The organism is Thermodesulfobium sp. 4217-1 (assembly GCF_039822205.1).
Classification (GTDB): domain Bacteria; phylum Thermodesulfobiota; class Thermodesulfobiia; order Thermodesulfobiales; family Thermodesulfobiaceae; genus Thermodesulfobium.
In genome coordinates this window covers 58592-71741 of the sequence record NZ_JBAGBW010000010.1, presented here as the reverse complement: position 1 = coordinate 71741, position 13150 = coordinate 58592, and the positions used below count along the sequence as shown (strand labels likewise).

Here is a 13150-nt window from a genome sequence, read left to right as displayed (position 1 = left end):
TTTCAATAAACCCATACCAATGTTAATCCGAGATCTCTGGAAAGACCACGAAAGATATTTAGATACCTATTTTTATAAAGTCCCTGGCGTTTACTATACTTATGATGCTGCTGTGAGAGATAGTGATGGCCACATATGGGTGCTTTCTCGAACTGATGACGTTATAAACGTATCGGGGCATAGAATCAGTACTATGGAGATTGAAAGTGCTGTTATGGAGGTTGAGGGAGTGGTAGAGTCAGCGGTAATAGGCACCCCTGATGAAGTAAAGGGCATGGTGCCTGTTGTATTTGTTACTGTAAGGGAAGAATGTAATGAAGAGAAGATAAAATTAAAGATTAATGAAAAAATTATTGAAAAAATTGGAAAAATTGCACTTCCTGGGGATATTTTCTGTGTTCCAACTACCCCAAAAACTCCTAGTGGAAAGATTATGAGAAGATTTTTAAGAGAATTGGTTATAAAGGGCAAGATTGTAAGCGATACTACAAGTTTGGAAAACCCTGATAGCATAGAGATAATAAGTAAAATCATTTCAGGGATCTAACATAATTTTAAAAATTTAATTAAACTAATTTATAATTGTTCATTATGAATATATTGCTCACTGGAGTGACAGGTTTCGTTGGCAGAAGACTAGCATATTCTTTGATTGAAAATAAGAATATAAAAGTTAGATGTCTTGTTAGAAATAAAAGAAAGCTTGATCAATCGTTTATTGAGAATTTTGAAATTGTAGAAGGGGATACTTTTGATCTAAAAAAACTTGATGAAGCTTTGAGAGGTATAGATGTTGCAGTATATTTGATACATATGATGTCTGAAAATGATGATTATATTAGTGCAGAGAAGAAAAGCGCTGAAAATTTCATTGCTATAGCAAAAGAAAATGGTGTGAAAAGAATTGTATATCTTGGTGGCTTAGGTAGATATCAAGATGCAAGCAGACACCTCAGAAGCAGACTTATGACTGGCGAAATACTTTCTAAGTTTAATGAAAGCGTAAAATTGATATGGTTTAGAACGGGGATAATAATTGGATCGGGGAGTGCCAGTTTTGAAATTTTACGAAACCTTGTTGAAAAACTTCCGATTATGATAGCTCCAAAATGGACCAAGACAAAGACCTGTCCAATTTATATTGATGACGTAATAGAATACCTAAAGGCTGCTATTTTTTTAAAAGATGAGATAAATGAAGTCATAGATATTGGTTTAGAGCAGATGAGTTTTAAGGAAATGATATTAAGTACTGCAAAAGTAATGGGATTAAAAAGATATATTTTTACTATTAATTTTCTTACGCCAAGGCTTTCTGCTTATTGGCTTATTTTTCTGACTCCTGTAAATTTCAAGATCGCCAAAGAGCTTATAATGGGGTTAAAAAGTGAAACTATAAAGATTAATGATAATGCAAAAATATATTTTCCTGAAATTAAAACTTTAGATTTTGAAGCCTCAGTGAGAAAGGCCATACATGAAATTCAAAACAATCAAGTTTTAAGCAGGTGGTGCGATAGCTCTCAAGATTTAGTATGTGATGTCCCACACATACCTGAAATATCTAAGGCGATATACAAGGAAAGCCTTTCATCGACATTTTCTCCCGAGTTAGGACTTAGTGTTTTCGAAGTTTGCGCCAATGCGGGTGGAAAAAATGGCTGGTTCGCCCTAAATTTTCTCTGGGCTTTGCGAGGGGTTATCGACAAGCTTTTTGGAGGATACGGTACCAATAGGTCAAGAAGAGAAAGTTCCAATCTTAGAATTGGTGACGCAATAGACTTTTGGAAATTGGTAGATTTTCAACCTGGTAAAAGAATATTGCTTGAGGCACAGATGATTATTCCTGGTAAGGGATGGCTTGAATTTATAATTAATTATGACACACTGATTCAAACTGCTTATTATTATCCAAATGGGTTGGGTGGCAGACTTTATTGGTATGCAATGATCCCATTTCATAAAATAATATTTAGATTAATGATTAAAAGAATATTATCAAGTGCGAAGACTTTATATGAAGGGAGAGCAATATAATGAACAATTATGAAGAAAGATACAAATCATTGAAAAAACCTTCCTGGGCTCCACCTAAAGGAGTTTTTGCTCCTGTGTGGACTTTCTTGTACTTTCTTATGTTCTTGTCATTTGGATATCTTTTCGTTCAGACGATAACAGGTTCTAATTCATGGCAAATTTTTCTTCCGTTTGGGCTTAATTTATTTTTTAATGTATTATATACACCAATCGAGTTTAAATTAAAAAACAATTTTCTGGCTTTGGTTGATGTTTTCCTCGTTTTGATAACTCTTGTTTGGGCTCTCTTAGGGGTCTGGGAGATATATCCAAATGTGGTATATCTGAATATTTTTTATCTTGTTTGGGTCTTATTTGCCTTTGTTTTACAATTAAATATTTATTTAATGAATAAATAATTTTTAGAGTAGGAGATAATGAAGTGAATGAGAAAGTAGTCCAGTTTATGAGAGACAATGATAAGGTTGCAGTATGGCTTAATATTAAAGTACTTGAAGCAAGAATTGGATATTCAAGGATTTCTATGGTTGTAAGGGATGATATGCTAAATGCGGTAAATATTTGTCAGGGTGGGGCTATATTTTCATTTGCTGATTTTGCTTTCGCTTTAGCTTCGAACTCCCATGGCAAGATTGCAGTTGGGATATCTGCTAATATAAACTATTCAAACCCAGCTCTTTTAGGAGAAGAGCTTATTGCTGAGTGCTTAGAAGCTGGCAGGTCAAGAAAATTGGGACTCTATGATGTGAAAATATATAAGGATGAAAATAGGAAACTCGTTGCTTCATTTACTGGTCAGGTATACATAAAGGAGGATAGATTTGAAATATAATCTTAATTAACTTCCTATTTAACTGCATTTTTTAGAACCCCACCTTTTAATATTCTTTTAATGAATATTAATTTTCTCTCATTTCTTCTATAAAATTTTAAAAATAACTTCACTGTATTTAAATTTTGTAGAATATTCTGAATACTTGATAAGTTATATTTATGGTTTAATAAGTAATTTTTATTATATAATAATTGTAGTGAAGGGTGAAAGGAGGGATTACGGTGAATCTTTATATGGTGTGTTTGAAGTGCGATCCAGATATTTGTGTGGTTGTGAATGCACAGGATGAAGATAGCGCAAAGCTGAAGGGTTGGGATGTAATACGTTCTAATGGTTTTAAGTGTGATTCTTCTTCTGTTGAAGCTTGGTGTTTAAATACATCTTCGCCCGATGAAGAAGAATATTTGGTAATACCTTTCGCATCATAATGCAAATTTAAAATAATTTAATAGCCAATCTAAATATTAGATATATAATAATATATTATTAAACTTTGTCTTATACACTTAGGAGGGTACTTGAAATGAAATTTGATCTTTCAAGATTCATTTTGCGCTTAGCTCTTGCAATGACTTTTATTTTTCATGGAAGTGGTATATTGTTTGATTGGTTTGATGGTCCTGGTATATATCAATTTTCTTTTCATATGCATATGCCTATTGTAATTGCTGCTCTTGTGGGTATTGCTGAATTTACCGGTGGTCTTGCAATGCTAACAGGGCTCTTGACGCGAGTAGGTGCGCTTAACATCATGCTTGTAATGTTTGGTGCTATTATGATTGTTCATTTGCCGCACGGGTTTGATTTACAAAAAGGCGGCATGGAGTATGCTCTTACAGAATTTTTAATTGCACTAAGCATATTTATCGTAGGACCTGGAAGTTTTACTGTTGTCAAGATTTTTTGGAAGAAGAAGCTGCCATTCATTTTAGAATAATCATAGTTGATCTTTCTGTAATAAAAATGAAGTATAAGTTTAATTCTCATTAAATTTGAAATCTTTAATAAAACTTAAAACCTGCATTCCGCACTTACCTAACGAGCATTCTATAAAATAACTCCAAAAATATTATTCTCTATTATTTTATTAAAGATTTTGCTTGCAAATTTAATCGTTATGTGTTATTATATACATAACTATTAAAGGAGGTAATATTATGGCGGCTATTGTTTTCCAATATGATAAGCGCTCAGGTCTTACATACGCATATAAATCTTTCTCATACTGGGATAAAGAAAAGAAACAATCAAGAGCAAGACGTACTCTGGTGGGCAGAGTTGATAAAGATACTGGAGAAATTATCCCTACAGATGGTAGAGGACACAAGAAAAAAAACAATGATAATTCTAATGCTCCATGCAAAGATGTTTCTAGGAGTTTTTGTGGTGCTACTTACCTTTTTGATGCTATTGGAAATAAATTAGGCATTATTGATGATCTAAAGCGATGCTTCCCTGAAAAATACAAACAGATACTATCTATTGCCTATTATCTTATACTGGAAGAAAGCGGAGCACTTTATCGTTTTGAAAAATGGGGTCTTTTGCATCACCACCCATACGGCAAAGATATCCCTTCTCAAAAAAGCAGTGAGCTGTTTTCATCAATCACGGAAAGTCAAAAACAGCATTTCTTTACTGTCTGGGGCAAGCGCAAAGCAGATAATGAATACTGGGCTTATGATATTACATCCATTTCAAGCTACTCTGAAGGACTAGCTCAACTGCAGTATGGACACAACAAAGAACATGATGCACTTGAACAATTAAATCTAGCAGTTGTTTTTGGAACAGTATCCAATCTGCCATTTTATTACCGCAAGCTTGCTGGAAACATTCCAGATACTAAAACGCTAAACAACCTTTTGATTGATTTAAGTCAGCTTGGTTTTAAGAATGTGAAACTTGTAATGGACAGAGGCTTTTACAGCACAAGCAACATAAATGAACTCTACAGCAAGCATCGTAAGTTTTTACTCTCCGTTCCTTTTTCAATCAATTTCATAAAGGATAATCTTGAGACAATCTATGATACTTTCAAAACATACGACCACTACGACAGCGACTATGAACTCTACATGCATACCGTAAACACAACATTGACTTATAAATGTGAAAGGCCATACAAGAAAGATACGCTAAATGAGAAACGCAAAGTTTATATCCACTACTATTACAATATAGAAAAAGCAGCTGAAGACGAAAAAAGACTTGATAAGCTTCTTGTGCTTTTAAGAGATGAATTGCTTGAAGGCAAAACCATCAAAGAACATGAAGCACTTTACGCTAAGTATTTTAATCTTATACAAACACCAAGGGGTGGTCTTAAAGTAGAAGTCAAAAAGGATGTTGTTTCAAAGACCAAACGCTACTATGGCTTTTTTGCTCTAATGACTAATGAAAAGATGAGCACTAAAGAAGCATTGCAGGTTTATCGAAATAGGGATGTTGTTGAAAAAGCTTTTGGGAATCTCAAAGAACGTCTTAATTTAAGAAGGCTCTTGGTATCCTCAGAGCAAAGCCTTGAAGGTAAACTTTTTGTAGCATTCATTGCTCTAATTTACCTATCTTATATCAAGAAAAAGATGCAGGAGGCCGATCTTTTTAAAGACTACACTATTGCAACGCTGCTTGATAAATTAGACCTCATTGAATGTTTTGAAACACCCGGACATAATATTCGTTTTGGAGAAATTCTAAAAAAACAATACGAAATATATGAGGCTCTTGGTGTTGAACCGCCTGCCTCGTTATGAGTGGAGGGAATGTAGGTTAAAAAGGCAAGCAGGAAATTTCTGCTTGCCTTTTTAACATGTGAACTTTTAATTGTGTAAATTTGTATATTAAATTAAAATATAGTAGTGTGATTTTTTGTATAAGAATTTGCTAAGATTAGGAGAATGATATTATGAATGGCGTTCCGATCAATAGAAAATTAAGAGACTCAGTAAAAGATCTAATTAGTGTTTCAAAGAAATTAGAATTGGCAAAAACCTTCTCTTTTGAAAAATATGATATGAAGAAGATCTTAAAGAAAGAGCAATCTCTTCCAGAAAACTTATTAAATTTCGCAAGTAAGATTCTGAATCATGTTTTTAAATACAATTTTCAAATTATTAGCAAAGAAGATGGTTATGTAATAGGTTTATTGAGTGAGGCTGGAAGAGATAGGCTAAATCTATCTAAAGAATTATTAATTAAATGTGTTGAAAATCTTGAGGCACAAAAAATGTCGAGCCTCTATCGATTTAACAAAAATAATTTCTCAATTAGTGATGAATTTAGGCTTTTAGCATATTTGTCTATAATCTATAAAATCGATTTAAACCTTGAATTGTTTGATTTTTATAAAAATATGGCTTATAAACTGGGTAAGGTTGATGGATACGATTTAGATGCTACATTTAATAAAATAGAGAAAATTAATATAGTTTCTGATAATGAGCTTTATATACCAGTTGTAAAGGGTCTTATTTTATAATATATCGATAATTTAGTAATGCTTTCTATTCATAAGAAAATACTATCTCCAGCAATAAAATATTCTAATGATAAAAAACTTTTTAATTATTACAAAAATTTGTTAAAATTAACTATGTAGATTTATTAATATATCTTTAAAATAGGAGATAGAATATGACTGATTATGAGATTTCAAAAAATGCTAAGTTAAAAAAGGTTTTTGATATTGCAAAGAGTTATGAAATTCCTGAAGAATCCCTTAGACCATATGGTGATTATATGGCCAAGGTTGATTACAGGCTTCTTTATGAGTCAAAGAAGGATTTTGGCAAGCTTATATTCGTAACGGGTATTACTCCCACTCCATTCGGAGAAGGTAAGACTACAACTGTAATTGGCCTCATAGACGCTCTAAATAGAATAGGCCATAAGTCTCTTGCTTCAATAAGACAGCCTTCCTTGGGACCAATTTTTGGAATTAAAGGTGGCGCTGCAGGTGGCGGGTATGCTCAAGTTGTTCCTATGGATGACATAAACCTACTCTTTACAGGCGATTTCCCCGCAATCGAATATGCCAATAATCTTCTGGCATCTCTTATAGACAATCATATCTACCATGGAAATCAATTGGGCATAGATTCTAGGAAAATAAAGTTTAGAAGAGTTATGGATATGAACGATAGATCGCTAAGGAGTATCGTAGCTGGCTTAGGTGGTAGTGTGAATGGCTTCCCACGCGAGGCAGGTTTTGATATTACTGCTGCATCTGAAGTGATGGCTATATTTGGTCTGTCATTAAACATAAACGATCTTAAAAAGAAGCTAGGGAATATTTTGGTTGGATTTTCTTACGATAAAAAGCCTATATATGCAAGAGATTTGAAGGCAGAAGGAGCTATGGCTGCTATTCTAAGGAATGCAATTAATCCTAATATAGTCCAAACCCTTGAAAACAATCTTGCATTTGTCCACGGTGGGCCTTTTGCAAACATAGCTCATGGCACGTCTTCTATTCTATCCATAAAGCTTGCTTTAAAATTTGCAAAATATGCGGTAGTGGAGGGTGGTTTTGCTACCGATCTCGGAGGCGAGAAATTCCTGGACATTATAGCAAGACTTGGAGATCTGAAAATATGTACTACTGTAATAGTAGCTACTACCAGGGCAATCAAATATCATGGCGGTTTGAAGGCAGATTATGCTGAAGACGGTAACAAGAACCTTATAAGGGGCCTACAAAACCTTGAAAAACACATTGAGAATATGCAAGCTTTTGGTTTGAAAGTAGTTGTTGCATTGAATAAGTTTAGTGACGACACAGACGAAGAGATCAAAATTGTAAGAGATTTTGTAGAGTCTATGGGAGTAGGATTTGCGCTTTCTGATGTTTGGGCGAATGGAGGAAAGGGCGGAGAAGAGCTGGCAAAGAAAATTGTTGAGATTGAGGAAGAGAGAGTTCCAAGGTTTATATACAAGCTCGAACAAACCCCAAAGGAAAAGATCGAAAAAATTGCAAAGACTATATACGGTGCAAGTTCGGTAGAATATTCTCAGGAGGCAGAGGCCGATCTGAAAGATGTATCACTGGTGGACATGGATAATTCATTTGTTTGTATGGCGAAGACTCCAATGTCCTTATCTGCAGATCCAAAATTGATTGGCAAGCCAGAAGATTTTAAGATTATGGTTAGAGAGGTCAGGATGTCACACGGCGCTAACTTTATCGTTCCAGTGCTTGGTAAAATAATGACTATGCCAGGTCTTCCAAAGGTGCCCCAGGCTGTAAAGTTTGATATATTTGAAAGTGGAGAAATCCAAGGAATATACTAATCGTTTTTAGATTGTAAATTTTTTATTATTCTTAGGGTCGCATTAAAAGAAAAATGCGACCCTAAGAATTTCTACAGTAGATCTATGCTTTCAAAGCTCTCTTCAACCCCTTCTTTTCTCTTTATACTTTTCTTTGTGAAGGAAATAACTACAGCAATTACACACATTACTAAGAGACTGATCATTACAAATGAGAAACCGTTCATAAATGCTATTCTATAAATTGTAAACGGAGCTTTTGATTCAATAAGATACCCGTGTTGTGCAAGAGTATTTAGTTTTAATGATGTAAATATCATACTTGATATGTCTACTCCGAATATAAGACCAAGTGCTCTCATCATGTTTAACACGCCACCTGCAACGCCAAGCTTATCTTCTGGAGCCGAAAGCATTATTGCACTGTTGTTGGGTGGAGTGAAAATGCCCATTCCTAAACCAAGTATTATAAATATTAACGTGAGAAAATAAATATTTATAATGTCGTTTAAAAAAGATAGAAGAAATACAGCTACTGCACAAATGATCATTCCCAGAGTAGTCATAAATCTTGAACCAATTTTATCAGATATGGCTCCTGCGAATGGAGCTATCAAAGCCATGGCAAGCGGTATAGGTGTCAATATAGATCCTACGATTTCTGCATCGTAGTGCATTATGTCTTCTAGATAAAATGGCATCAAGAACAGAACTGCAAAAAGCACATAATATGATAAAAAGCCTGTAATGTTTCCAGTAGAAAAATCCCAATTTTTAAAAATTCTTAAGTCTAACATGGGATTAGCAGTTTTCAATTCCCTTAATATAAACAAAGGCAGTATTATAAGGAAAGCTAAAAAGCAAAATATAATAAATGGTGATGTCCAGCCTATTTTCGTTCCCTGATCTATTGCCAACACAAGAAATCCCAACCCCGTAGCGCACAAAATAACCCCGAGAAAGTCAATTTTGTGGTTCTTCTTTAAGCTGGGTTTGCTGGCTGGCAAGATAAATAGTGCCATTAATGTGCCAATAATGCCTATTGGTACATTAATGTAAAATATCAGCCTCCAATTTAAAAGAGAGATAAGTATACCGCTGATAAACGGACCTATAGACATTGCTATTGCCTGAACTGCACCTTGTATTCCTATGGCTCTGCCTAACTCATTCTTTGGAAATGACTGTGTTATGATAGCTACTGAGTTTGCCTGGAGCATGCCAGCACCTACTGCCTGAAATACCCGAGAGAATATCAAAAAATACGCATTTGGTGAAATTCCACAAAGAGCTGAACCTATTGTAAATATGATAAATCCTATGTTATACATCTTGGTTCTTCCGAACATATCGGCAAGTCTTCCAAAAAATGGTAGAAAAACCGTTAGGGTTAACATATATCCCATTACAACCCATTCAATCATTGACATTGGTACTTGGAATCTATTTTCAATTGTTGGAGTAGCTACGTTTACAATGCTTACGTCTAATGCAGACATTGTGGCTCCGATTAGAACAGTTAAGAGGATAAACCATTTCCATTTTGGATTTGAAGAGAAGTAAGGATGAGGAAACACCATTTTTTTCGTCATAAACCTGTCCCCTTTGTTTTATTTAAATTACCTTAAAACTAAACTATGCTTAATTTATGAAATTTGAATTAGAATCCAATTAAAATTAATTTAATTTCATATTAGAAAATAGTGTTTTAAATATTAATTGTATTTTAATAATATTTTAATTATTAAATTTTAACTAACTCTATAATAATCTGAATCAAATACTGAATTTTCGGATTTTGGAGTCTTGATAGAGTCTGGCATAGTAAAAAAAGCAATAGCTAATAGAATCCATGATATAAACATTCCAATAAATCCTATAGCAAAAATTGTCAATATTGCACCCCAGAACATTACGTCTCCCGATGTTTTGAAAAGTTCATTGTCTGTAAATGAAGTAATTAAAATTAAGCTCTTTCGAAAAAAAACAGCAGAGGCGATTATAAATGAATAAAAAATTATAAGGCTTAAAAATATATTTGCTCCAAAATTCCAATGTCCCGAAAATACCGAGACGAATGTGTATAGCCCAAGAAAAAGAGAAATAGCAGTCCCTACAATTCCTATTAAAAAAGATTTTACAATATTTGAATAGATATCGCTCTCTTTCAAGAGTTTAGATATGTTGTATATAGATATAACAAACATTATTACACCGATTATGAAAAATATATGACCTATACCAGGAATTAAAGTAAACGCGATTAAACCAGAGCCTACTCCACCAAGAATCTTTTCTTTTGAGAAATTTAACATTTTTTACTCCTTAAAATTTTATAAAAGATTATAAAATATATTTTATTATAATTGAATTATAACTTTTCAGATCGGGGGCTTTATGAAGTTTGATAGAAGAGTAGAAGAAGTTCAGGCTTTTGATAAACCTGGCAAGTATATTTTGTATTGGATGCAGGGAGCTTTTAGGACAACGTATAATCACAGTCTTGAATATGCTAAATATTTATCAAATGAACAATCTCTTCCGCTAATGGTCTTGGTTGTGATAGATTTTTCTTATCCTGAGGGAAATTTTAGAAGTTTCAAATTTTTTCTTGAAGGGCTAAAAGACGTTTCTGACGAACTGATATCACAACAAATTGGAATAGACATAGTAGTTGGAAGGTTTCAAGACATTTTGAGGCCTTATATTGATAATGCAAAAATGATGGTTACCGATAAATCTTATCTGCCGAATTTGATAAACATTAAAAATGCTATTTATGATGAAAATAAGATTACAGTTTATCAGGTTGATACCAATCTAGTCTTGCCAGTAAATCTGGCTAGTCCAAAAAGAGAATACGCAGCATATACTATTAGACCAAAAATTCTAAAACATCTTGAAGAACATAGACATGATTTCGAAGAGGTTAAATATAATGGTGCTTTTTTACATCCAAAGATCGAGATTGATTTAGATAACATTGAGAACGAATTAATCAGACAAAATTTAATTTTTGTTTCGCCTGCGCCATATGTAGGTGGCTACAAAGAAGCTAAAAAAAACCTTGATGACTTTATTGGGAACAAGCTTAAATACTACAAAGACTGTAGGAGCGACCCGAATAAAGACATTGAGAGCAACCTTAGCCCATACTTGCACTTTGGGAATATTAGCCCAATTGAGATTTTAAATGAATTAGAAAAGGTGGAAGGAAATCCTGAAAACTATTATTCGTTTCAAGAGGAATTGGTAGTTAGAAGAGAACTGTCTCACAACTTCACTTATTATTCAAATGATCTAAATAATTTAGAAAACTTATTGCCTTCTTGGGCCATTAAGACTTTTGATGAACACGAGGATGATAAAAGAGAATATGTTTATTCATTAGAAGAGTTTGAAGACAGCAAGACCCATGATGAGATCTGGAACGCATCTCAGCGAGAATTGAAAAAAAGAGGCAAAATTCATAACTATATGAGAATGTATTGGGGCAAAAAGATAATTGAATGGTCTAAGAATATTGAGGATGCCTATGACGCTATGATTTATCTAAATAACAAATACGCTCTTGATGGCAGAGATCCAAATAGTTATGTGGGCATACTCTGGTGTTTTGGCTTACACGATAGGGCCTTTAAGGAGAGAAAAATATTTGGCAAGGTTAGGTGGATGTCACAGGGCTCTTTAATTAGAAAGTTTGATTTAAATAAATATATAAAAAACTGAGAATAGATACTATAATATTTATTAGGTATCTAAATTAAATACTTAATACTTTTCTGGAGGCTGCTATGATAGATATTTCTTCATTTAACGCAGTTGTTGAGCTTTCTCTTAGATGGGAAGCATATAATATCTTACATGAAGATAGATATTATATTTCTAAGTTAAACCTTTGGAGGGATATTTTCCCTAAAGAATTTTATGAAAAATTTATAAATTCTGATGTAGGATCTCTGATAGAAGGAGAGTATTTGCAAGGAGAATATATTGAAAGATATGATCCAAAAAAAACTTTTTTTATAAATTATTCTCAGTTCAATAAAAAGTTTATAAAAGATAGAATAATTGAGCCAAAAATTGGTAGATTTTATCCAAAAGGAATTATTGATGGAGTTTCAAATATATTTAAAGATAATTTTGAACCTTTTAGGTTAGTAGGGATAGAGAATGACAAAATTTTAGTTGACTTTAATCACCCCTTTTCAAGGTATGATTTTGTCGCAAGGGCCAACTTTATCGATCTAAGACCGAAAAACCCTGAGATTGGCGGTAAGTGCATTGATTGGTTTGACAAAGTTGCATTTGACGCAGGGATACAAGCAAGGTGGAACAACACTCCAACCGATTTCTTTTCTGGTGAATCGCTTGAAAGGGCAGATGAAAATGACGATTTAGTTTTTTATTCGTCTCCAAGATTTGTAAATCATATTGACCTTACTGCTATAGAACATATTTCTTCAATTTATGGCTCATTACTGAAACCAAATACTGATATTCTTGATTTTATGTGTAGCTGGGATTCTCATCTTCCTAAAAATGTTAAGTTCAATAGAGTCAGTGGTCTTGGATTAAACGAAAAGGAATTATCAGAAAACAAAGCTTTAGATGATTGGACATTGCAGGATCTAAATTCTAATTCTATACTGCCATATGAGGATAGCTCCTTTGATTCGGTTGTATGTACCGTTTCAATTGAATACTTAAATAATCCCTTTAAAATATTTAATGAGATTCTTAGGATATTAAGACCTGGTGGAGTTTTTATTGTTACCATTTCAAACAGATGGTTTGCCCCAAAGGCTATTAAGATATGGCAGGATTTGCACGAATTTGAAAGAGTTGGTATGGTTTTGGAGTATTTTATACAGTCTGGGTTTGGAAATATTAACACCTTGTCTATAAGGGGGTATCCTCGTCCTGAAGGTGATAAATATTTTTTCAGAGAGGAATTTTCAGATCCTGTTTTTGCGGTATGGGGAGTTAAAAATAAGTAAGATATAA

Annotated in this window: 13 protein-coding genes; 11 read left to right on the top strand and 2 right to left on the bottom strand. The window is 33.4% G+C overall.

Annotation, left to right across the window (positions count from 1 at the left end):
• From V4762_RS05390 to V4762_RS05350, 9 genes are all read left to right on the top strand, one after another.
• On the top strand, positions 1–547 hold a 547-nt coding region (locus tag V4762_RS05390), incomplete at its 5' end, for an AMP-binding enzyme (RefSeq protein ID WP_458646942.1).
• 44 nt (positions 548–591) lie between these two features.
• The gene (locus V4762_RS05385) at positions 592–2037 is read left to right on the top strand and encodes an SDR family oxidoreductase (RefSeq protein ID WP_347314755.1); all 1446 of its coding nucleotides are present in this window, start codon (positions 592–594) and stop codon (positions 2035–2037) included.
• Positions 2037–2435: a TspO/MBR family protein gene (locus tag V4762_RS05380; RefSeq protein WP_347314754.1), complete on the top strand. Its 399-nt coding sequence runs from the start codon at positions 2037–2039 to the stop codon at positions 2433–2435. Before V4762_RS05385 ends, V4762_RS05380 begins: the two co-directional genes overlap by 1 nt.
• A gap of 23 nt (positions 2436–2458) precedes the next feature.
• Positions 2459–2869, top strand: a complete 411-nt coding sequence (locus tag V4762_RS05375) for a PaaI family thioesterase (RefSeq protein WP_347314753.1) — start codon at positions 2459–2461, stop codon at positions 2867–2869.
• Between the two features lie 224 nt (positions 2870–3093).
• Positions 3094–3300 carry a hypothetical protein gene (locus tag V4762_RS05370; protein ID WP_347314752.1) on the top strand — a complete coding sequence of 69 codons (207 nt, stop codon included), beginning with the start codon at positions 3094–3096 and terminating at the stop codon, positions 3298–3300.
• 95 nt (positions 3301–3395) lie between these two features.
• A complete protein-coding gene (locus tag V4762_RS05365; protein WP_347314751.1) occupies positions 3396–3809 on the top strand; it encodes a DoxX family protein in 414 nt (137 codons plus the stop codon).
• A gap of 220 nt (positions 3810–4029) precedes the next feature.
• Positions 4030–5628 carry an IS1634 family transposase gene (locus V4762_RS05360; protein ID WP_347314750.1) on the top strand — a complete coding sequence of 533 codons (1599 nt, stop codon included), beginning with the start codon at positions 4030–4032 and terminating at the stop codon, positions 5626–5628.
• A gap of 152 nt (positions 5629–5780) precedes the next feature.
• Complete coding sequence (locus tag V4762_RS05355; protein WP_347314749.1) at positions 5781–6353, top strand: hypothetical protein; 573 nt, start codon at positions 5781–5783, stop codon at positions 6351–6353.
• Between the two features lie 155 nt (positions 6354–6508).
• The gene (locus V4762_RS05350; protein ID WP_347314748.1) at positions 6509–8164 is read left to right on the top strand and encodes a formate--tetrahydrofolate ligase; all 1656 of its coding nucleotides are present in this window, start codon (positions 6509–6511) and stop codon (positions 8162–8164) included.
• A 71-nt stretch (positions 8165–8235) separates the two neighbouring features.
• On the opposite strand, the gene V4762_RS05345 is transcribed toward V4762_RS05350, so the two are convergent.
• Complete coding sequence (locus V4762_RS05345; protein ID WP_347314747.1) at positions 8236–9735, bottom strand: MFS transporter; 1500 nt, start codon at positions 9733–9735, stop codon at positions 8236–8238.
• 159 nt (positions 9736–9894) lie between these two features.
• The gene (locus tag V4762_RS05340; RefSeq protein ID WP_347314746.1) at positions 9895–10458 is read right to left on the bottom strand and encodes a DUF996 domain-containing protein; all 564 of its coding nucleotides are present in this window, start codon (positions 10456–10458) and stop codon (positions 9895–9897) included.
• Between the two features lie 82 nt (positions 10459–10540).
• Between V4762_RS05340 and V4762_RS05335 the strand changes: the two genes are divergently transcribed.
• Positions 10541–11872, top strand: a complete 1332-nt coding sequence (locus tag V4762_RS05335) for a deoxyribodipyrimidine photo-lyase (RefSeq protein ID WP_347314745.1) — start codon at positions 10541–10543, stop codon at positions 11870–11872.
• Positions 11873–11937: 65 nt separating this feature from the next.
• Entirely contained in the window at positions 11938–13143 is a 1206-nt protein-coding gene (locus V4762_RS05330) for a methyltransferase domain-containing protein (RefSeq protein WP_347314744.1), read from the top strand.
• Positions 13144–13150: the final 7 nt, after the last annotated feature.